This is a genomic window from Methanosarcina sp. Kolksee, from assembly GCF_000969945.1.
GTDB lineage: Archaea > Halobacteriota > Methanosarcinia > Methanosarcinales > Methanosarcinaceae > Methanosarcina > Methanosarcina vacuolata.
This window is the reverse complement of sequence record NZ_CP009524.1, coordinates 2,941,422-2,962,463: the sequence shown is the minus strand read 5'-3', so window position 1 is coordinate 2,962,463 and position 21,042 is coordinate 2,941,422. Positions and strand designations below refer to the sequence as shown.

The following is a 21,042-nucleotide window of genomic DNA, read 5'->3' as shown; positions in this document are numbered from 1 at the left end:
TGATAATTAAAGCCTTCTGGTTGATGCTTCCAGCATACCTTTCCAATCCATTTGCAGCTGTTTTTGGTGGCGGAAAGCCGATTGATTGGGGTAAGACCTATAAGGACGGAAGAAGGATCCTTGGAGACGGAAAGACTTATAGAGGGCTCTTTTCAGGTATATTTTGCGGGTTTATTGCAGGGTGTATTGAGATCTGGCTGAGTTCCAGAGGGTTTGAGGTTATGGGGATCAAAATGCCTGCCTTTGGCCCGGATTACAAAAGCGCTTTAATAGTTGTGCTCGCCCTCGCATCCGGCGCTCTGTTCGGGGATATGTTCAAGAGCTTTTTCAAGCGCAGGATGGGCCTGAAAAGAGGAGCATCTCTTCCTCTGGTAGACCAGCTTGATTTTGTTGTGGGAGCCTGGGTATTTACATACCTTGTAGCCCCTGAGTGGTTTGTGAGTAATTTCACTCACGGGATCATGCTTACCGTTATTATAATAACGCCTCTGCTCCATCTTGCAACAAATATAATCGGATACTTTATAGGTGTAAAGAAAGAACCCTGGTGAAATTATACTGGAAATTCATAAGAATCAGTACAGGAAGAACTTTAATAAAGCACTTATAGCGCTAATAAGGCTGCAAATACGGTGAGAGAATGAGCAAAACAAATTTCGAAACAGGAAATAACATTGAGAATCAGAAACAGGAACTAATCGCAGCCCTCAAGGCCTGCGGAGCCGTCCGCTACGGGGATTTCACACTTGCCTCGGGAAAGAAAAGCAAGTATTATATAGACATCAAAAAGGCCAGTACTGACCCTAAAACCCTGAAACTTATAGCACGACAGGCAGCATTCAGGATAAAACAGATGGATGTGAACATAATAGCAGGAGTGGAACTTGGAGGTGTGCCATTAGCAACTGCAGTTTCTATGGAAACCGAGCTTCCTCTGCTTATAGTCAGGAAATCTATAAAGGACTACGGTACAAAGAGCAGGTTTGTGGGCGATATTAGACCGGAAGACAGGCTTGTAATGCTCGAAGACGTAACAACAAGTGGAGGTTCGGTCAGGAACGCAATTGAGGTTGTCAGGGAAACCGGAGCAAGCGTCAAATATGTAATCAGTGTTGTGGACAGGGAAGAAGGAGCAATAGAAAACTTAAAAGAGGCAGGTACGGAGCTTGTACCTCTCGTAAGTGCACGCGACCTCTTAAAGTAAAGGAAGTGCGAGAGCACTTATCGATACTGAAGTTTTTCAGATTTTACCTTCAAATCCATCAATTGCTGCAGGAAGGCACTCAAGAACTTTAGCAAAACCTGAATGGTGAAGGTTCAGAACCACTGCAGCGATAATTTCTTCACGAGCTGCACCCTCGTTCCTTGCCATCATTGCATGCATCTGTACGCCTCGTGGGTTTCGGTTCGCAGTCTGGATGGCTATGGTAATCAATTGTTTTGTTTTAGCATCAAGGCCTTTCAACGCTTTCTGGGCTTCAATAAGGTCATTAAAACGTGCTGCTACTTCAGGACATTCTTTCTGGAAGATTTCATATGGATTTTGATTCATGCTTTTCATCTCCTGAAATAGTCTAATTAGTTTTTACTTTATAAAAATTAGGATTTTCGTCTCAGGAAAAGGGCTGGTTTTACCCCGCCAGGAAAACCTGATATATCCTATTCATGGAAAAAGGATTTCAATCACTGGAAAAGGTGGAGCAAAAATCTGAAACCGATCTCAAAAAGGAAAATTTTTAGTTAAATTTGAAGCCTGACAATGAAAAGATATTTATTAGAAGAAATAAAGAACTAGGAAGTCCTTCAGTATATTCTTTATTAAAGTATTTGATAATAAATTGCCAACAAATTGCCAACAAACTGCAAATAAATAATTAACGAGTAATCAGCAAATTGTTAGTGAGTAATCAGCAAATTGTTAGTGAGTAATCAGCAAATTGTTAGTGAGTAATCAGCAAATTGTTAGTGAGTAATCAGCAAATTGTTAGTGAGTAATCAGCAAATTGTTAGTGAGTAATCAGCAAATTGCTAATGAGTAATCAGCAAATTGTCAATAAAAAGAGACAGCTACATAAAGCAGCATTGAAAGGTTTTGAGGACTGAAAATTCATTACCTTTTTCTTATCTCATCTATTTCACCTTATTATGAGTACATATTGAAACCATACTTATACTTGAAAATAATAGGAATCTTTTTAAAACCAGGAGAATAAAAATGAAAATTTTGCTTATCGGTGGAGGCGGAAGGGAACACGCAATCGCCGAAGGAATCAAGAAAAGCAAGCATAATCCCTCTCTTTATGCGTTAATGGCGAAAAAAAATCCCGGAATTGCTGTTCTCTGTGAGGACTTTCTCCTTGAGAAGGAAACTGAAGTTGAAAAAGTTGTTGAGTACGCAAAAGCCAGAAACGTCGAAATGGCTTTTGTAGGCCCTGAAGCCCCTCTTGCATCAGGAGTTGCAGATGCCCTATGGGAAGCCGGAATTCCGGTTGTGGGGCCTAAAAAAGCCTGTGCAATTATAGAGTTTGACAAGGCCTGGGCAAGAAATTTCATGAAAAAATATGGAATCGAAGGCTGCCCTGCCTATGAAGTTTTCACAGAGGAAAAACCTGCGCACGCTTTCATAGAAAAACTGGGCGATGTGGCAGTCAAACCCTCAGGCCTGACGGGGGGCAAAGGCGTAAAAGTTATGGGAGACCAGCTCCCTGACCTGGAGGCTGCCAAAGCCTACACAAGTGAGCTGCTTGAGAAAGGGTCTGTAGTCATCGAGGAACGCTTCATAGGAGAGGAATTTACACTTCAGGCCTTTGTAGACGGAAAAAGCCTTGTTTTCTTCCCTGCCGTGCAGGACCACAAAAGAGCCTATGAAGGAGATCTAGGGCCCAATACAGGAGGTATGGGTTCATACACTGATGCCGGGGAAATCCTGCCTTTTATGCTTCCTGAAGATCTTGAGAAGGCAAAGAAGATCATGCAGGATACCGTAAAGGCGCTTTCGGAGGAAACCGGGACCGGATATCAGGGGATTCTCTATGGGCAGTTCATACTTACAGCTAGCGGCCCCAAGGTCGTGGAATTCAATGCCCGGTTCGGTGACCCCGAAGCCATGAATGTGATCTCTCTCCTTGAAACAGACTTCGTGGATATCATGTCTGCGGTGGTTAAAGGGACCCTTGGAGATTTACCTGTAAGCTTTAGCAAGAAAGCAACTGTTTGTAAATACGCAGTTCCTGCCGGCTATCCTGAAAATCCTGAAAAAGACAGCGAGGTAACTGTAGGAAACATAGGGGATGCATCCATTTATTATGCCAGTGTCTATGAAAAAGAAGGAAAAGTTTACACAACCAGCTCCCGCGCCATTGCAGTTGTCGGGATTGCCGAAACTATAGCTGCAGCCGAAAAAATTGCCCAGAATGCCCTTGAAAATCTTCACGGCAAGCTGTTTTTCCGGAAAGACATCGGGACTACCGCTCTTATCCAGAAGAGAATTGACCATATGAAAGAACTTAGAGGCTAACTGCCTAGAGGCTAATTGCCAAGAAAATAAGGATTACTGCTGAAAACAAGGCTAACTGCCTGAAATGTCCTGCAAAAGTACGGCGTGCAAATAAGTACTATGCAGTAATATAAAATAAAGTTCAACCAGAATGAAGTAAGTTCAGTTAAAAAAGAGAAACTCAGCTTGAATGAAGTATATTCATCTTGAATGAAGTAAATTCATCTTGAATGAAGTAAATTCATCTTGAATGAAGTAAATTCAGCTAGAGTAAGTCGGGGTTGAAGTGATGAAGAAGGATGTACTTTCGATAACTGACCTGTCCAGAGAAGAGATTTATGAACTCCTCAAATCGGCCATGGACCTGAAAGAAAAACGCAAGGCTGGAGAACCTACAGAGTACCTGAAGAACAAAAGCCTGGGAATGATTTTTGAGAAAGCTTCTACAAGAACCAGGGTATCCTTTGAGGTTGCAATGACTGATTTCGGAGGACATTCCCTTTACCTGAATTCCAGAGATATCCAGGTAGGGAGAGGCGAGACTATTGAGGACACTGCCAGAACCCTCTCAGGCTACCTTCATGGAATCATGGCCAGAGTTATGAGCCACGATACCGTAGAGAAATTAGCCAAATACTCAACCATACCTGTGATCAATGCGCTTTCGGACCGGGAGCACCCCTGTCAGATCCTTGGTGACTTCATGACCATAATGGAGTGCAAGGACAAATTCGAAGGCCTGAAATTTGCCTGGATAGGAGATGGAAACAACGTCTGTAATTCAGCCCTGCTAGGCTCGGCTATTATGGGAATGGAGTTTGCTGTTGCCTGCCCGAAAGGATACGAACCTGAGCCCGAGTTTCTTGAAAAGGCAAAAGCCCTCGGAGGCAAGTTTACAGTTACGGATGACCCGAAAGTTGCCGCAAAAGATGCGGATATCATTTATACGGATGTCTGGGTTTCCATGGGCGACGAAGCCGAGCAGGAGAAACGCCTGAAGGACTTTGCTATTTTCCAGGTCAATAACGAACTCCTTGGAGTTGCAAAGCCGGACGTAATAGTTATGCACTGCCTTCCAGCCCGTCGGGGCCTTGAGATTACGGATGAAGTTATGGACGGCCCGAATTCCGTAATTTTTGAAGAGGCTGAAAACCGTCTGCATGCGCAAAAAGCTCTTATCCTGAAATTGATGAGATGAAAATTTCATCAATTCCAACCTACTTTATATAGATTATAAATGCTAGGGATTTTTCGGCTTCTGCGGTTTTAAATCTTAGTTAAAACTTGCTTAAAACCGGTTCCTAAAAAAGGAAATTATTGTAAGAGTTTAAACGAATTTCGCCCTCCGAGCAGGCTTTCAAGGAAAAAGTATAAGAACAAAGAGCACTACTATTGCTCCTGCAACATAAGCTACATCGTGCGAGAGTTGCCCAGCCAGGTCAAAGGCGCTGGATTCAGAGTCCAGTTTCGTAGGAATTCGTGCGTTCGAATCGCACCTCTCGCACTATTTTTATGTATATTGTGTATAATAGTTTTTTATTTTTAGGCAAATGTAAACTTGTGATAATTTAGCCTAAAATCTGCAACTATAATATAGTATCAATTCCTCGTTTTTAATATGAACAACTACGAATATCTTCAAGACTATTTTAAAAAAAATTCTGAATGCCGGATACTTTTAGGAAATAATGATAAAACAGCATTGATTATCGGGAATGGAATCACTCGTCTAGCTTTAGATTCTCCTTCTTGGTATAATTGGATCAAAGACCTTTGGATTGATATCAAACCAGATATTCCTTTTGATTATATGCGATTACGTGAAGTAACGCTGCCTGAATGTATTCAATATCTTCTTGATAATTCTAAGGACAGTGAAAACAAAAGGAGATTAATCTATAAGTCGCTATGGGAAGCAACTGAAAAAATAGATATAAGTCGAGTTAATTTAGAATTTCATGAACTTTGTATTAATTCATTTAGGGTATTTTTTACAACGAACTATGATACCTTGTTAGAAAGAATATGTTTAAAGAATAATATTGCAGTAGATGTACATGTCATAAAAGCCAACAGTCCCAATATTGAACCACCCGTTAGTATCTTACCCCCCACTAATAATCCAAAAACTAAAATAACATTGGTGAAATTACATGGTTCTTTTTCATTAGCCGGAATCGAATCGAGAATTTTAGAAAAACCAGAAGATTATATTTTCGATAGATGGTGGTTGGATTCTGACGGCGGAAATACAATAGTCGCTGGAGTTAGACAATACAGTAATATTTATCCTCATTCAGCAAATTTAATCCAAAAATTAAGATCAGATTGTCCCAATATAAGAGCTATCCAGTATTTAATATTTTTAGGTTATGGCATGAAATCTGAAGATGACATTGTTGCACAATTATCGAAGAGAACAGGCACTCAAATGCAATTAGCTATGACCTATGGAGGAGATACTGTTGATGATTTAAGGTATAAAGGAACTTGGTTAATTAATCATTTATCTATGCCGGCATATAAAGGGGGAGCAAAAAAAGCAAGAATTCGTGCACATTGTGATTTTCTTCAATATTTAATCAATCCGAAATTTTGTGATTCAATAGATAATTCAAATCCATCTCAATGTATTGTTATTGGTCAAGCGTCAGTTGTAAATGTCGTTAGGGTTGGAGAGCCTCCGGCACAAGAAAGATCGTATAGAATTACTGAAGGACCAACTTATCCTAAAGAAAAAGGGTTACATAAATATGTAACTAAATATGTAGCTGGACAAATGTTAACTCCTGCTCTCTTTTTAGACAGGTGGAATTTAAAATCTCTATTTGTTTCTTTGATTGGCTATGATGAAGCAGGATTAGAAATTAGAAATGAATTAATAAAAAAAGAAAATATTGATTGGAGTTATGTTCTTCAAGATAATCATGTTATTACTGATAATTCTTTTGTGGTAACACATGATGAATTTAGGACACTTTATGATTCAGGTTTAGATTTTGATAAAACTAAGGATATTATTCAAGATTCATTACAAAAGATATCGGACTCTATAGAAGATAAAAATATAAGACCTAGTTTAATATATGTCTGTAAATGGTATCTCGAAGAAATAACCCTTAATAATTACTTAAAAGGTTGGGTAGAACAGGGGAAAAATCCGTTAGTCTGTTATGAAACAGGGAGTAGAGGTTCTAATCCAGATAGTAGAGGAGATTTTTTTATCGAAAGTAAAATTGGAGAAAATTGTGATGTAATGCTGGCATCTAGCTTATTTGTAATGAGAGCATTTCGGATGCCTTTATTTGATATAAAGTCAAAGACATTATCACAAAAATTTGATCCGAATATACCATTGAATGAATGGGATAGAATATACAATAACGATGCGTATCAAAGATTTGATTATCGAAATAGAGCCTCACAAAATCTAAACTTTGTATTAGGTCTTAATCATTTAAAAATAGATAGAATAATCTCACTTTTCTTTGAGTCTGAAACTGCTAAAAAGTTATTCTATAAGGTATCTTGGTGGATTATTACACTAGGTGATATGGGAATGGTAGCTATATCAAAGAATCATCGAAATGGATGGTGGGTCAGTCCTCAAGAAATTGCAAAAGAGGATATATTAAACGCTTTAGGATGTGGAGATGTTAGTAGAGGAGGATTCATAGGTTATTATTTAAAAAAAGTATATGAGGGTAATTACCAGAATTCTGATTATAGCAAAGAGAAGTACTTTTTAGAGAATAAAGATTTGGTTATAAATGCAGTGAAATGTGCGGTTTATGCTGGAACAGAAAAAATAAAATATTTCAAATTAGATGATGCAATATCTGAATTATCATGGGATAAAATTGAAACCTGTTCAAATAATTTAATCGAAAAAGAGTTAGATTCATCAACGTTAGATGAAATGGTAAAATTAGTACTTACTTAATATAGTATGAGCTGATCCCAAAACTCAAAATTACTTTTCTTGATCTCGAATTTGCGATTATTATTTGATCTTCGGATAATGAAAACAATTCTGAAAATTTTATGGTTTTGAGGCTAAAGTTGGTTTTGGGATGGCCTCTATAATAATCTTTAACCAATCTGACTTAATATTTGAGCGGATCCCAAAACTCAAAATTGGTTTCCTTAGTATTGAATTTTGAACGATAAATTGAGTTTCTTATAACGGAATATAGTTCTTATACTTTTATTGACTTGAGAATAAACTTAGTTTTGGGATAAGCTCTATCAATATCGAGAGTTGCCCAGCCAGGTCAAAGGCGCTGGATTCAGAGTCCAGTTTCGTAGGAATTCGTGCGTTCGAATCGCACCTCTCGCATCAAACTTTTTTATTAGCTTTTATTTAAGGTTTCATACATTTCTACAGGTTTTTTTCAAGGATTCTCAAGGTTCTTTAGTTTACGATATCGTATCATCTTCAAATTCAATGGAAAATTTTCCAATTCAATAAATATGCCACAATTTCTTCATATAGTTATAAAGTCGAATGTATCGCTTGGTGTTGTTTTTCATACTTAATAAAGTTCATAACTTTTCAGCAAATACATGAAATTTACTTTTACCCATACAATTTGAAGATGATACATAATATTCAAATTCTTTATGTCGACCTACCAAATATAGGGTGAATTTTCCGTATTCCAAAAACCCCTAAATTTCATTTAGTAAGTTCTCAGTACTGAAATAAAATCGGACAAAAAAGACAGTACTGCGAGAAATTGCCTGTATTCATATAAACTCGGGAATACTTATATTGAATCTTATCATGTATTATTTGTCTGTATCTTACAAGAATTTGCCCGTAACTGATAAAATAACTCTTAAACTTTTTAGGAATATTTTGATCAAAAATTGTCATGTTTTATTTGTCGGAACTAGACAACCAGACAAACAAATTTTGAAAATACTTATGAAGTTCTAAAACAGTATTACTATCTTAAAAGTAACAAAAATTTCAAAACCCGAGTTGAGAACATGGATGTAAAAGAGATAAATAAATATGGACAAGAAATTGTAGACTGCCTGAAACTGGAGACTTCTCCTGTTGCAGTGAAGCTGATCCCGAAAGGAGGAGAAATTCCTGGAGGAATGAAAGAAGTAGATGAAGCTATGAGGCACTGCCAGCTGGTTGACAGAGTGAGAAGAACAGGTGAGGAGTTCTATACCCTTATCGATGACCAGATGTGTAAAGGTGGCGCTGGTGCAATGGGTCTTGGCGAAATGCCTCCAAAGGTCGCAAGTGGAGAATTTTATTTTAATAAACTCAAACAGTTCAGCACCCAGGGCGCTGCAAGGCGTACCCTTGAAAGAGTTCCAAAGCTTCCCCCAAACTCAACAGAAGCTATCCTGTACTCACCTCTGGAAAAAGCCACATTTATCCCTGATGTTGTTGTGATTATCGGTAAGCCTAAACAAATAATGTTGCTCACACAGGCTGCAATGTATAAAACCGGAGGCAGAGTCGAAGCGAGTTTTGCAGGGAAGCAGAGCCTGTGTTCAGACGGGGTTGTCAATGTATATAAAGAAGGCAAAATCGGAGTCACAGTCGGTTGCAGCGGCAGCAGGACATACACCAAAATCGCAGACGAAGAAATGATTATGGGAATTCCTATCGAACTTCTGGCTGATGTAGCTGCTGGCCTCAAGGAAATTTGCCCTAAGTAAAATCCGGAAAGCGTATTCCCTTTAAAGTAAAATTTCTTCAGCTCAAGCCCTTTACAAGATTTCCAAAAAATCGTGAAAGGGCTTGTCAAATACACAGGCAAAAACTTTTGGATATGTATATCTTAAACAGGATCTTCGTTGTTTTGTGTGGATATCCTCATAATATTCTCATAATATTCTCATAATATTCTCATAATATTCTCATAATATTCTCATAATATTCTCATAAAAACCAATGCGGTCTCGAATTGAAAATTGTTTTATCCACATGGAATGACGAAGAGCCTGAAATATCCAATTCGTTTTTTTGAATTAATAATAACCTTTTCTTGTTATTCTAAGGCGTAATTCCGGATAAAACAATGAAAAAACAATCCTGGACCGTAAATTAATCTATTTAAGAGGAGCAAGACTCAAAACCATAAATTAGTCCTCTTGAGTGAAGCATAGCTAAAAGGACAACGGACTCCCGAAATGCAATTCGGGTAGCGAAACCCGGTTTGTGAAAAAGGATAAGTTCTTTAAATGCTAGTGCCAAAGGCTTGCGCTTTAGTTAGCCAATCTCCCTGTAAAATATCTCCTTTTGCTGATACGCTGGTAGCTATTAAGATACCTCTGTCTTCCCATTTCATATAATCTGCCGTATACTTGTAAGTGTCTATGGCGCCGCTGAAAAATCGTTCTTCATCGCACTCTCCACACATAATTAAAGCAGATTCTTTTATTAGGAGAGATTTTTTACGGCTGTCCACACAGTAGGCACAAAACCTGTCAATTACAGCCTTTAACTGTGCAGAAATTCCAAAGAAATATAACGGGGAAACCAGTACAAGCATATCTGCACTTTCAAGTAGTGGTTCAATTTCTTTCATATCGTCACATTGAACGCAGGCTCCATCTTTTGTCCAACACATAATACAGGCCTTACATCCACTAACATTGAGTTTTGCCGCTTTGATTTTATTTACGGTATGCCCCTTTTCCTTTGCCCCTTTCATAAAGGCATCTGCTAGCATATCGCTATTTCCATTATCTCGTGGACTACCAGTAATTATCAATATATTTTTATTCATTACATAACATCTCCAAAAAATTAGTTTTATCTTTCTCTGTAATTTTGCGTTTCACCCTACACGGATTGCCAACAGCTATTACATTGGCCGGAATATCCTTTGTCACTACACTTCCTGAACCGATTACAGTGTTATCGCCAATAGTAACACCCGGATTCACAATAGCGCCACCGCCAAGCCAAACATTGTTGCCTATGGAAATAGGAATGGCATATTCCAACTGGTCATTCCGTATGTCGGGATGTATGGGATGTTCTGCGGTAAAAAGACTCACATTGGGTGCGATAAAAGCGTTGTCACCGATGGTAACTCTAGCGCAGTCGATAATCGTGCAATTGTAATTGGCGTAGAAATTCTCCCCTATGGAGATATTGTATCCATAATCGCAGCGAAAGGGCGGTTCAATAATGAAGTTTTTACCCGTTTTGCCAAAAAGTCTTTTAATGATCTTATCGCGTTGCTCAATTTTGCTGGGGTGCAGAGCATTAAACTCAAAAATCAATTCCTTTGCAGCCTGACGTTCTGCGACCAGTTCTTCCCCAAAAGCTCTATACGGTTTGCCTTCTAACATTTTTTCTTTTTCTTTCATTTTAAATTCCTTAGATCTTTCAATAAATTGACGATATCACTTTAAGCTTTCTAATTGTATGTTGGAAGCAGCCGTTCCGTATGGGCTTTTTTTAATAATCATTTTCTTTATAAATAAAAGGAACAGGCATCTGAGGCATAATTTTGATATCTATATAGCAGACAGAATTTAACCTGAAAACCAGATTAATTATCTTGAACATATTTCTTCGTCATGCGAAAGTTCAGCTCATCCGGAAAAGTAGAAATAAGATGGAAAAATAAGTTTGTAACTATTCAGGTAGCCTTGTTAAGGCTACACAATTTTTCCTCGTTCCGAGGAAAAATTGGATATAAAATGAACCATTTTCTTCCTTGATGAAACGTGAAGAGATTCTTGCTTTGTGTGCTTCAAACCCTGAAGTTATTGCTTATATTATAAGTCTTGAATCTCAAATTAAAGACCTCACTGAAAGATTGCAAGTTTTAGAATTTCGCTTAAATCAAAACAGCCGAAACAGCAGTAAACCTCCTTCTAGTGACTATTTTTCCAAAGGAAAACCTAATCCAAAGAGTCTCCGTAAACAGAGTGGCAAGAAACCTGGAGGTCAAGAAGGTCATCCCGGGACAACTCTCGAAATGGTTGATAATCCTGATTAGGTAATAGAGCATTCTTTGAACTGTTGCGAAGAATGTGGACATAATCTTAATAATGTTGAAGTTAAAGCTTATGAGAAAAGACAGGTTTTTGATATTCCCCCTGTAAATCTTATTGTTACAGAACATCAAAGTCAGATTAAGATCTGTCCTTGCTGTGGAAGGTTAAATAAAGCTGAATTTCCAGAATCAGTAAATTCCCCAGTTCAATATGGTCCTAATATTTTGTCCTCGGCAATTTACTTTAAAAATCACCATTTCATTCCTTACGAAAGGATTTCTGAATTGTTTCATGATGTAATGGGGATAAAAATCTGTTCTGCTACCATTATTAAAGCAGAAAGAGAATGTTTCCTGAATCTTGAAGAATTTGAAAACGTAATTCGAGAAAAGTTACTATCTTCTCCTGTTATCCATTGTGATGAAACTGGAATGAAAGTTCAAGGAAAAAGACATTGGCTTCATGTAGCTTCTACTGACAAATACACCTGTTATTTTGCTCATCCAAAAAGAGGATCAGAGGCTATTGATGCTATGGGAATTCTTCCAGAGTTTAAAGGGGTAGCAGTTCACGATGGATGGAAACCTTACAACGGTTATAATTGTGATCATGCTCTTTGTAATGCTCATCTCCAGAGAGAACTTACTGGAATTGAAGAGAATTATAAACAGCAATGGGCTAAAGATATGAATGAGCTGTTATCTGAAATGAAAAAGTACACTGATGAGTGCAAAGAGCAGGTCAAAAATTTGGATTTTGAACAAGTTAAGGCATTAGAAAAAAGGTTCAATGCTGTAATCGCGAAAGGAATTGAAGAAAATCCACCTTCTCTAAATCCTGAAAGACAAGGAAAACGTGGTGTGCATCCAAAAACCAAAGCAAGGAATCTGCTTGATAGGTTTATAGAACATAAAGAAAAAATTCTGAGATTCCTGAACGACTTGAAAGTTCCGTTTGAGAATAATCAAGCAGAAAGAGATGTCAGGATGATGAAACTACAGCAGAAAATATCAGGAACTTTCAGAACTACACGGGGAGCGGAAGCTTTCTGCAGAATTAGAGCATATATTTCCACAATAAGAAAGAATGGTTTACCTGTTTTAGAGGGTATTCTCGCGGCGCTCAAAGGAGCGCCGCTAGCTATACCCTGAATAGTTACATAAGTTTTTAAATATAAAAACTTAGCGAATTTTTTTAATTTGATGAATGGCACACTAATGGCACACTAATATTACTTTTGCAATGTATACATGTTACTGAATGGCTTCAATGCGTGTTGGAAATGTAGAGTTTAGAACTTCGCATGAGATTAGTCCTCTTGAGCAGTCGAATTGAGTAAAACAGATTTCATGCTCTCGATGCGGAATTTTGGATACACTACAGAGCTACCAGCTGTTGAACAGAGAACAGTCTTCCCGAGACAGAACTTAGGCTGTAGAGCCGCAACTCTGCCAGGATGGGACCCAGACGGGAATCAATTATATACTAAAAGAGAAAAGAGAAGAAAAATGACCTATTACATAGCAGACTCAGCTGTTTTTATAATGGGGAACTGTGACCTAGACAGTTCTCTCATAATTACCGTTCCTTCGGTTGCGGATGAATTGAAAAGTAAGGATTCCGAGCTTCGTTTTGATCTTGCAAAAGAAGGTGGGTTACGTGTGGAATGGCCAGAGCCTGAAATGGTAAAAGAAGTTCGGAAAATGGCTGAGCACACGCGGGACTCCGAAGAGCTCTCAAAAACGGACCTGGAAATCCTCGCAAAAGCTCTTGAATACAGGGATAGGGGCATATTGCTTACGGATGATTATGCAGTCCAGAACGTTGCTGTGCAGCTTGGGATTCAGGTTAAGCCCATTGCCCAGAAAAAAATAAAGGATATTATTATCTGGCAAAAGCAGTGTATAGGTTGCAAAAAGACTTTTGACAAAGGGGATGTCTGCCCTATCTGCGGTTCTCCCCTCAAGAAAAAAAGGAAAAAAAGTAGAAAAGAAAAGAGTTACTCTTGAGCTGAAGAAAAAGATATAATGCTTGATAATGTAATAGTGTCTTTAATTGAGAGAATGTACATTTGAATATAGTTTTCCAGGCAGTATTCGAGGCAAACGTTGTGAATTAGTTGTAAAAAGTGTCTAATAAGTGCCGAAAAAGTGCCTAATAAAGTGCCTAATAAAGTGCCGAAAAATACAGCCAGATAAAAATTTAGGTGGGAATGGAGGCATGAAGAACATAGAAGATTTAATCCAGAAAGCTGTGGAATTGCAGAGTAACGGGCTTGTAACCGGCCAGATTGCCGACGAACTCAACGTTTCAAGGGAAACGGTTACCTGGCTTTTAACCCGTTCAAAAAAAGAAGTAGCAGCCCCCGCTCCGAAGGATATTTCCGTAAACTGGAGCAGCATAGGAAAAAGTGCTACACGGCTCCACTACATCTCGCTTGCGCTCTGCGATATGGTGCTTGAGACTCTGGAAAAAACAAACGCCGAAGTTGACGTTGTTGTCGGTGTCGCTGCCAGTGGCATTCCCCTAGCAAGCATGATGGCAAATGAACTGGGAGCTGACTTTGCTCTATATCATTCCCGTAAAGGACAGGATGTAGTCCAGCCAGGCCAGAAAGGAACAATAAGCAGAAACTTCGGAGGCGTTGCCGGCAAGAACTGTGTGATCGTAGACGATGTTATTACCACAGGTTCCACAACTATGGAAGTCATTGAGCAGCTTCGGGAAATGGGCGCAAAACCAAGAGCTGTAGCAGTTCTTGTAGATAAAAAAGGCGCAGATATGATTGCTAATGTCCCGATCCAGTCTCTTGTAAGGATTGTACGCCTGGACTAAAAAGCAAAGCAAGGATAAACTGTTAATACTCTTTTGTATGGGAGCCTTTCCAAGTGAGAGGTTTCCCATAACTTGCAGCATTTTTTAAAATTAGTGTTTAATTAAGATTGTCTTTATTATTTTTTATGAAAAATAGTTTGACGAGTCATTTTCAAATAACGAGTCATTTTCAAGGAAATTTTGTGTAAAAATTAGAACTTCTTAAGAGGGCATATTTTAAGATTATAACTTTTTGAGAACTCAATATCTTAAAAACTCAATTTCTTAAAAACTCAATTTCTTAAAAATAGACTATTTAAAAATAGAATTTTTCTATCCAGAATAGAAGCAAAGGAAGGAAAGAGGCTATTAAAGCCCTTTAATATTCGACATCGGTGGCTCCTATCTTTTCAGCAAGCCTTGATAACACCTCAGTCCTCATTCCTTCTACAAATTTGATACTTCCTACAACCAGATGTCCTCCTCCGCTGACGCCTGCACCTTTCATTTCTTCCCGGAGTTCCCTGACGATTTTCGGAATATTCATGAGCACACCCTTTGAACGGATGACCGCAAAATCAGGACCGTAGCCAATGGTTACCACAGGTTTATCCGGATATCTTTTGGTAAGCACGTCATGAACTTCTCCTGAGGTCTTTCCTGGTGGCGGGAAGGTGAACTTCTGGGCGTAGTTTTCAACGTCTATCACGTTCATGATAGTTCCATTTGACAGTTTTTGAGACTTTACATTAAAGAGGCAGGTCTCAAGCTGGTCCTGGATCATGGTATTTGCCTGTTCGCAGAGCAGGGAAACCAGGTTTTTATGGGTTTCATGATCCCCGAGATCCAGGATGTCGTCGATAATGCCCTTTCCACTACTGAATTTCAGCCAGAACTGCTCATAGTCCAGAGCCAGAGCCATTTCTTTCAACTCTTCAAGGTTGTAACGGTCCGAGACAAGAGAGATATACCTTTCAGCTTCCGGAGCCTCTGAACGGTCTCCAACTGCCGAAACCGCTGGAAGATGTTTTATTGTGTCGCTAATGTCGGGATTGATCATACGAGCAACTTCAGCACAGAGCATTCCGGCAGTAACCCCGAAATCTCCTCCCACATGCGCAGGATTTACATGCCCTATAAGGTACTGGTCAACAATCTCATCCGGATGGTGGTGGTCGATAACAAGCATGTCGATTCCATAGACTTTGGCCTGCCGCATTGAAGGTACGTCTTCTTCCGTTGATCCGTTGTCTACCAGGATTACAAGAGGCATTTTCTGACCATGCCTGGAAAGATCTTCAAGTGCAAACGAAATATCCCTCGTAACATCGGCAAGTTCGTAAAAAGGAGCTTTGGACGGGGCACGCTTGTAGAAGTAATACTCTGCATCCATTCCTCCGATTTCCGTAATAAGGGGCAGGATGGCCCTTTCAATTGCAATTGCCGAGGTAATGCCATCGGCATCGGCATGATGCCTTAGAATAATCGGGGTTGAATGGAGAATAGCTCTTTTGATTTCTTTGGCTACATGGAGCATCCTGGGTTTAAGTTTCTCCATAATCTCGCTTTTGACAAGGAAAGGAATATCCGCAGGAGCTGCCTTTTTGTCAATTTCTCTCTCAACTCTGCCCCTGACAATTGCTTCCTTCTCTCCGGTCAGCAATTTCATGCTCATGACCTCGATCTGGATCTGGTCATCTCGCAAAGTCACTTCTCCGGTAATGGAAACAATCATTTCTATGTCAATATGCGGATAGGACCTTTTCCCTGCGCTCTCAAAGGCTGCACAGGGCACAAAGCCTCCCTCATCGCTAATTGTAAAAATCGTGGGCCCGCTGGTCTGCTTTACCTGAATTACTTCTCCTTCAATTCTGAGGAGCCTGCCCTTCATACTGGAGTCGATTTCAGCTGAATTTTTGAGCGGAAGCTCTTTTTCAATCTCGACAGTTTCGTATTTTTTAAGGGTTTTAGGGATCAGATCAAGCTTTCCTCCGGCCTTAATGCTTTTTACCAGTACAATCACGGCATCTCCCACTTCTGGAGGAACTCCGACATTGCTAGAATGCATAAGCCCTCTTACGTGAGGGTTAAGGTCCACAAATACCCCAAAAGACGCTTTACTGCTCACTACCCCATGATAAAGTTTTCCTGCTTCCACATCTTTAAGGTCGCAGGACTCATCAAGGGCATAAACATACTGAGAATGAGCACAGGAATCGCATACTTCTTCATCGGGATCCTGGGGGTTCTCAATACGTGCTCCACAAATCTTGCATGTGTATATCTTCCCCAGCCCCTTACAGGTTTTACAGGGAGTAGTTACTTCGATACTTCCAGCGCCTTTACATTTCTCACAGGCAGCACCATTTTTTAAAATGCTGTCAATATTTTTTTCTGACATTTTCATGAAATCAATTGATTTTGATTTACCTTTGCCCTTACACTGAGGGCAGATTTCAGTTGAAACAACTTCATAGCCACGTCCGTGGCAGTCTGGACATTCCTTACTCATTAGTATCAACACCAATGGTTCTTCCGAACCTGCGTTTTCTTGACTTACTGTTTGTGGCTCAGAATAAGTTTCTGAACCTGACAGTGTTTCTCGTTCTTAGTGTCAGCTTTTAAGTATGCTGATCTAACTCTGCGGCCTTATCAGGGCCAAAAATCAATATCATTCTGGTTCTTTTTCCCTGTTAACTCACTTTTCCCTGTTTTATATTTTCTATGTTCCAAATATAAGTGTTTTCAGAGACAAGTATTTCTCAGAATGAGTCTCTCAAAGTTTCTTCATAATTTCATCCAATAAGGCATCTGCATTTTTGACATTTTTCCTTCTCCGGTATTGCTCAAAATCTGAAAAACTGAGGTCAATGGAGATATAGAGAAGGAAGAAATAATAAATAATAATACAATAATAATATAAGCTTTTCAGATGTTTGTAGAGTGCAGGGTGCAAAATTTTTGAATTATGAATACTTACTTTATAGAAAGTTTATTATTGATTATCCGAATAAAGAATACTTAGTTATTATTAAGTCTAATTTAAATATTAATGGAATAAGAGGTCACAAAAATTATGAGCGTCTTTGCCAGTCAAATCTACCTTCCTGTATTATTAGTTGTAATATTAATACTCTCACAATCAATAAAAATGGTTAACGAATATGAGAGAGTAGTTATTTTCAGGTTGGGCCGTCTCAGTGGAGTAAAAGGTCCTGGAATTTTTCTGATTATCCCAATTGTCGACAGAGCCTTAAAAATAGATCTGAGAGTTGTTGCAATCGATGTACCCAAGCAGGCTGTAATCACCAGGGATAACGTCACGGTTGAGGTTGATGCGGTTGTTTATTACAAGGTCATAGAACCTGGAGCTGCCATAACTCAGGTTGAAAATTACATGTTTGCGACTTCTACCCTCTCACAGACTACCCTGAGAGACGTTATGGGACAGATGGAACTTGATGAGCTGCTTTCGGAAAGAGAAAGTATCAATAAACAAATTCAAGAGCTTCTGGACAAGTCTACAGATCCCTGGGGGATCAAGGTTACAGGAGTTACAATTAGAGACGTTGCCCTGCCTGATACGATGAAAAGAGCAATTGCCAAACAGGCTGAAGCCGAAAGAGAAAAGCGTGCCAGAATTATCCTTGCGGAAGGAGAATCCCAGGCTGCGCAGAAAATGAGAGAAGCTGCAATTTGCTATGAAGGTGTGCCCGCAGCAATCAAGCTGAGGGAGCTACAAACTTTAGCCGAGATTGCCAGGGAAAAGAACCTCATAGTAGTTACCCAATCCCAGGCTCTTGAAACCGGAAATATAGCGGCTTTATCTACGGCTATTGCGGAAAGAAAAGAGCAGTAAACAAAAATAAGCTTAAAAAAGGATAATAACAGCAAAAGAACTGAAGGAAATGAATGAGCAAGAAAAGACCGGTAACCATGTCTGTAGAAAGAGGTCCAAATCTCTTCTTTATTTTCTTCCTGTGTTTCATCCTCATAGCCGTTTCTATACCCTCTGTGGATGCAGGACCTCAACAGAAAGTACTTGTGCTTGAAATATCCGAGGCTATTACACCAGCTTCAGATGATATTATAGCAGATGCTATAGAAAGGGCTGAAAATGAAAATTTTGAGGCCCTTGTAATTAGCTTGAATACTCCAGGTGGAGGCCTGGATGAAACTCAAACAATCATAAGCGCAATTGAGAATGCGAGCGTGCCTGTTATCGGGTATGTGCCCGAAAGTGGTAAAGCCTGGTCAGCCGGGACTCTCATCCTCATGGGAACCGATATCGCTGCAATGGCGCCTTTCACGGTTATAGGATCAGCTCAGCCCGTTCAGATGTCGGCAGAAGGGACAAAACCCATAACAGAAGAGAAAATAATAAATGCTCTTGTCAAATTTTCGGTTGCAACAGCCAGTAAACACGGGAGAAACGAGACGTTTGCAGAAGAAGTCATAACGAAAAATAAAAATCTTGACGCAGAGGAAGCTCTGAAGAGCAACGTAATAGAATATGTAGCACCTTCTATCCCGAATTTGCTGACACAGATTGACGGGCAGGAGGTAAAAGGAAAAGTCCTGCAAACCGAAAATGCAGGGATAGAAAACTATGAACCTCCATTTTCTCTCTCTCTTTTAGGGTTGATTTCAAACCCGATTATCTCATCCCTTCTTTTGACCCTGGGAATTTACGGACTAATTTTTGGAATCTCAAGTCCGGGAGCAGGAGCAGAAGTTTTTGGACTCATCTCAATCGCACTCGGGTTGATAGGCACAGGCTTTGATATTAATATAGGGGCAATTTTCCTTATTCTTTTAGGAATAGGACTTCTGATCATTGAGATTAAAGTACCTGGATTTGGGATATTTGGGTTTGCGGGCCTAATCAGTCTCATAATAGGAAGTATACTCCTTGTACCCATGGGAAGCGAAAATATTTACACCCCAGAATTTCGAAAGGTTCTTGCCCTGACCGTCGTTGCCCCAACGGTTGTTTTCGGATTGTTCCTGGTTTTTGCAATCTACAAAGTAACAGAGATCAGAAATAAAAAACCGGTTATTGGGGAGTTTATAGGGGAAATTGCCGAAACTATAGATCCTTTAGGGCCTCAAAAAGCAGGCTTTATCCGCTATAAAGGAGAATACTGGAAAGCTCATTCAGAAGAAGAAATTGAACCGAAGGTAGAGGTTGAAATTACTGGAAAAGTAAGGGAAACCCTTTTAGTAAAAAGAAAAATGTAATTATTCCCTCTCCTGAATCAATTTCTTTTTTCTTTTAAGCCTTTTAAAAAACTTGAAAGGCTTTTGATTAAAATGTATTAAGTTATTTAGACATGTAACTTAAACATTTTTTTCGCTAAAGCCTTTTTTAAAAGCCTTTGAAAAAAAGGCTTTATTTGCTTCTTATTTTTTCGAGGACTTTCTGTTTCTTTTCAATAGCTTCAAGAGCGGCCTTATCAATTGCTGCTTTCATTTCTTCAAAGTCCCTGGGATTCTCTTCTCCATGAACTTTTTTAACTGGTGTATATGCAGACTCTCTAAACCTTGGTGTGAAGTCCCTGCATTCGCCATTCAAGAAGATTTCAGCTCCGTTTCCTTCCTCAACACGCCCTATGACATCAATTTTAATATCTGCAGCTCTGACAGTATCAAGGATTTCATCAGCATATGCAGGGGGAACAATTATAAGCAGGGCATCGAGAGAAACTCCAAGATAGTCGATTTTCAGGCTTTCAAGCATTGAAAGCACCTTTGGGTTCACAAGAGCCCTTATCTTTCCCTCTTCAAAGACCAGTTTTACCCTCGCGGTCTTTGAAATTTCTTTTGCATCTCCCCTTATCCCGCCGTTGGTTACATCAGTCATCGAATGGACTTTCTTATGCAGTCCGGACTGCAACAGGACCTCGCAGGCTTCCAGGAAACGGATATTAATGGTTTCCTCCACAACTTCATGCATCCCATAGTAAAGCGCAGTTGTAGAAACCGTACCCCCGCCTGCGCCTTCTGTCATAAGGATTAGGTCTCCTGCTTCGGTCCGGTTCCGCGAGGTCAGAGAAGAGGTTATGCCTACAGCTCCAACTCCGCCTGTCATGCGTTCACCTATGACCATGTCCCCGCCGATTCGAAGCGTGCTTCCTGTAATAAGAGGTATTCCGGTAAGTTCCGAGACCGTGGTTATTCCTGCAATATGATCGAAGATCTTTGCTACATCTCCGTCGTCTGCTACATGAATGTCGGAAAGCATTGCCAGGGGGCGAGCTCCCATAGCGTATATATCACGCAGAGCTGCCCGAGCTACGTGAAAGCCCGAAAGAAAAGGAAAGTCGCTCAGGCGAGAATGAATTCCGTCAATTGTGACCACGAGGTAGTCTTCGCCGATTTTGACAACTCCAGAGTCATCAAGCTGAGAGCTATCCACAACAGCACCTGTCTTGCCTATAACTTCTCCAAGCTTGGAATGAACGTAAAAATCCCCTGTACCCCTGGAACCTACCCCGAATTCTCCCATTGAAACTCCTGAGAAAGTGGGGCTTAACACATCACCTGTCACATCAAGTGTTGCTTTTGCCTCACAAACAACCGCAGCCGCGATCTCATGAGCCCTATCTGGGTTTATATGCTTAATTTCAAGAATTCTTGAAGCCAGCTTTGCCTCAAGCTCTGCTTCATTTGAGGGGTTCTCCCTGAGAGCCCGTTTTGCGTAGCCTTCTATATCCATAGTAACCATCTCTTGCAGATATTTCTGCCCT

Annotated in this window: 15 protein-coding genes, 2 tRNA genes and 1 pseudogene; 13 read left to right on the top strand and 5 right to left on the bottom strand. The window is 39.8% G+C overall.

The annotated features are described in order from the left end of the window. Nucleotides 1–23: 23 nt before the first annotated feature. Both MSKOL_RS12245 and pyrE read left to right on the top strand, forming a co-directional pair. Entirely contained in the window at nt 24–551 is a 528-nt protein-coding gene (locus MSKOL_RS12245) for a CDP-2,3-bis-(O-geranylgeranyl)-sn-glycerol synthase (protein WP_048156627.1), read from the top strand. Between the two features lie 89 nt (nt 552–640). Continuing rightward, the gene (pyrE, locus tag MSKOL_RS12240) at nt 641–1,204 is read left to right on the top strand and encodes an orotate phosphoribosyltransferase (RefSeq protein ID WP_048156622.1); all 564 of its coding nucleotides are present in this window, start codon (nt 641–643) and stop codon (nt 1,202–1,204) included. Nucleotides 1,205–1,240: 36 nt separating this feature from the next. On the opposite strand, the gene MSKOL_RS12235 is transcribed toward pyrE, so the two are convergent. Next, on the bottom strand, nt 1,241–1,552 hold the full coding sequence (locus tag MSKOL_RS12235; RefSeq protein WP_048121298.1) for a carboxymuconolactone decarboxylase family protein: 312 nt from the start codon (nt 1,550–1,552) through the stop codon (nt 1,241–1,243). Between the two features lie 663 nt (nt 1,553–2,215). On the opposite strand from MSKOL_RS12235, the gene purD reads away from it, so the two are divergent. From purD to MSKOL_RS12205, 6 genes are all read left to right on the top strand, one after another. Next, a complete protein-coding gene (gene purD / locus MSKOL_RS12230; protein WP_048156620.1) occupies nt 2,216–3,517 on the top strand; it encodes a phosphoribosylamine--glycine ligase in 1,302 nt (433 codons plus the stop codon). 268 nt (nt 3,518–3,785) lie between these two features. Further along, nucleotides 3,786–4,694 carry an ornithine carbamoyltransferase gene (argF, locus tag MSKOL_RS12225; protein ID WP_048156618.1) on the top strand — a complete coding sequence of 303 codons (909 nt, stop codon included), beginning with the start codon at nt 3,786–3,788 and terminating at the stop codon, nt 4,692–4,694. Nucleotides 4,695–4,915: 221 nt separating this feature from the next. After that, nucleotides 4,916–5,000: transfer RNA gene (locus MSKOL_RS12220), tRNA-Leu, on the top strand. A 114-nt stretch (nt 5,001–5,114) separates the two neighbouring features. Next, nucleotides 5,115–7,439: an SIR2 family protein gene (locus tag MSKOL_RS12215; RefSeq protein ID WP_048156617.1), complete on the top strand. Its 2,325-nt coding sequence runs from the start codon at nt 5,115–5,117 to the stop codon at nt 7,437–7,439. Nucleotides 7,440–7,750: 311 nt separating this feature from the next. Continuing rightward, nucleotides 7,751–7,835 (top strand) — tRNA-Leu (locus MSKOL_RS12210). Nucleotides 7,836–8,491: 656 nt separating this feature from the next. Continuing rightward, nucleotides 8,492–9,181, top strand: coding sequence for a DUF169 domain-containing protein (locus MSKOL_RS12205; RefSeq protein ID WP_048121292.1), 690 nt, complete (start codon nt 8,492–8,494; stop codon nt 9,179–9,181). 521 nt (nt 9,182–9,702) lie between these two features. Here MSKOL_RS12205 and MSKOL_RS12200 read toward each other — a convergent pair. Together MSKOL_RS12200 and MSKOL_RS12195 are read right to left on the bottom strand one after the other, a co-directional pair. Continuing rightward, a complete protein-coding gene (locus MSKOL_RS12200; RefSeq protein ID WP_048156615.1) occupies nt 9,703–10,254 on the bottom strand; it encodes a flavodoxin family protein in 552 nt (183 codons plus the stop codon). Next, nucleotides 10,247–10,843 (bottom strand): sugar O-acetyltransferase, encoded by a 597-nt coding sequence (locus MSKOL_RS12195; protein WP_048156613.1) that lies wholly within the window; start codon nt 10,841–10,843, stop codon nt 10,247–10,249. Before MSKOL_RS12195 ends, MSKOL_RS12200 begins: the two co-directional genes overlap by 8 nt. A 353-nt stretch (nt 10,844–11,196) precedes the next feature. Here MSKOL_RS12195 and tnpC point away from each other — a divergent pair. The 3 genes and pseudogenes from tnpC (at nt 11,197) to MSKOL_RS12175 (ending at nt 14,314) form a co-directional block, all read left to right on the top strand. Next, nucleotides 11,197–12,630: pseudogene (gene tnpC, locus MSKOL_RS12185) on the top strand (IS66 family transposase). 357 nt (nt 12,631–12,987) lie between these two features. Then, nucleotides 12,988–13,488, top strand: a complete 501-nt coding sequence (locus tag MSKOL_RS12180) for an NOB1 family endonuclease (protein ID WP_048123986.1) — start codon at nt 12,988–12,990, stop codon at nt 13,486–13,488. A gap of 211 nt (nt 13,489–13,699) precedes the next feature. Then, on the top strand, nt 13,700–14,314 hold the full coding sequence (locus tag MSKOL_RS12175) for an orotate phosphoribosyltransferase-like protein (RefSeq protein ID WP_048121286.1): 615 nt from the start codon (nt 13,700–13,702) through the stop codon (nt 14,312–14,314). A gap of 358 nt (nt 14,315–14,672) precedes the next feature. Here the strand turns inward: MSKOL_RS12175 and MSKOL_RS12170 are convergent, their stop codons facing one another. Then, nucleotides 14,673–16,805 (bottom strand): DHH family phosphoesterase, encoded by a 2,133-nt coding sequence (locus tag MSKOL_RS12170; RefSeq protein WP_048121284.1) that lies wholly within the window; start codon nt 16,803–16,805, stop codon nt 14,673–14,675. 564 nt (nt 16,806–17,369) lie between these two features. Between MSKOL_RS12170 and MSKOL_RS12165 the strand changes: the two genes are divergently transcribed. Further along, on the top strand, nt 17,370–18,152 hold the full coding sequence (locus MSKOL_RS12165; protein WP_048156604.1) for a slipin family protein: 783 nt from the start codon (nt 17,370–17,372) through the stop codon (nt 18,150–18,152). A 53-nt stretch (nt 18,153–18,205) separates the two neighbouring features. Next, a complete protein-coding gene (locus MSKOL_RS12160; RefSeq protein WP_231592217.1) occupies nt 18,206–19,534 on the top strand; it encodes a nodulation protein NfeD in 1,329 nt (442 codons plus the stop codon). A gap of 151 nt (nt 19,535–19,685) precedes the next feature. Here the strand turns inward: MSKOL_RS12160 and MSKOL_RS12155 are convergent, their stop codons facing one another. After that, nucleotides 19,686–21,011 carry an AIR synthase-related protein gene (locus tag MSKOL_RS12155; RefSeq protein WP_048158343.1) on the bottom strand — a complete coding sequence of 442 codons (1,326 nt, stop codon included), beginning with the start codon at nt 21,009–21,011 and terminating at the stop codon, nt 19,686–19,688. Nucleotides 21,012–21,042 lie beyond the last annotated feature (31 nt).

Coding starts and splice junctions, on each gene's coding strand:
- MSKOL_RS12155 (WP_048158343.1), bottom strand. CDS start 21,011: ATGGATATAGAAGGCTACGCAAAACGGGCTCTCAGGGAGAACCCCTCA.
- MSKOL_RS12170 (WP_048121284.1), bottom strand. CDS start 16,805: ATGAGTAAGGAATGTCCAGACTGCCACGGACGTGGCTATGAAGTTGTT.
- MSKOL_RS12235 (WP_048121298.1), bottom strand. CDS start 1,552: ATGAATCAAAATCCATATGAAATCTTCCAGAAAGAATGTCCTGAAGTA.
- MSKOL_RS12165 (WP_048156604.1), top strand. CDS start 17,370: ATGAGCGTCTTTGCCAGTCAAATCTACCTTCCTGTATTATTAGTTGTA.
- MSKOL_RS12160 (WP_231592217.1), top strand. CDS start 18,206: ATGAGCAAGAAAAGACCGGTAACCATGTCTGTAGAAAGAGGTCCAAAT.
- MSKOL_RS12195 (WP_048156613.1), bottom strand. CDS start 10,843: ATGAAAGAAAAAGAAAAAATGTTAGAAGGCAAACCGTATAGAGCTTTT.
- purD (WP_048156620.1), top strand. CDS start 2,216: ATGAAAATTTTGCTTATCGGTGGAGGCGGAAGGGAACACGCAATCGCC.
- MSKOL_RS12200 (WP_048156615.1), bottom strand. CDS start 10,254: ATGAATAAAAATATATTGATAATTACTGGTAGTCCACGAGATAATGGA.
- MSKOL_RS12175 (WP_048121286.1), top strand. CDS start 13,700: ATGAAGAACATAGAAGATTTAATCCAGAAAGCTGTGGAATTGCAGAGT.
- MSKOL_RS12215 (WP_048156617.1), top strand. CDS start 5,115: ATGAACAACTACGAATATCTTCAAGACTATTTTAAAAAAAATTCTGAA.
- MSKOL_RS12245 (WP_048156627.1), top strand. CDS start 24: ATGCTTCCAGCATACCTTTCCAATCCATTTGCAGCTGTTTTTGGTGGC.
- MSKOL_RS12205 (WP_048121292.1), top strand. CDS start 8,492: ATGGATGTAAAAGAGATAAATAAATATGGACAAGAAATTGTAGACTGC.
- pyrE (WP_048156622.1), top strand. CDS start 641: ATGAGCAAAACAAATTTCGAAACAGGAAATAACATTGAGAATCAGAAA.
- argF (WP_048156618.1), top strand. CDS start 3,786: ATGAAGAAGGATGTACTTTCGATAACTGACCTGTCCAGAGAAGAGATT.
- MSKOL_RS12180 (WP_048123986.1), top strand. CDS start 12,988: ATGACCTATTACATAGCAGACTCAGCTGTTTTTATAATGGGGAACTGT.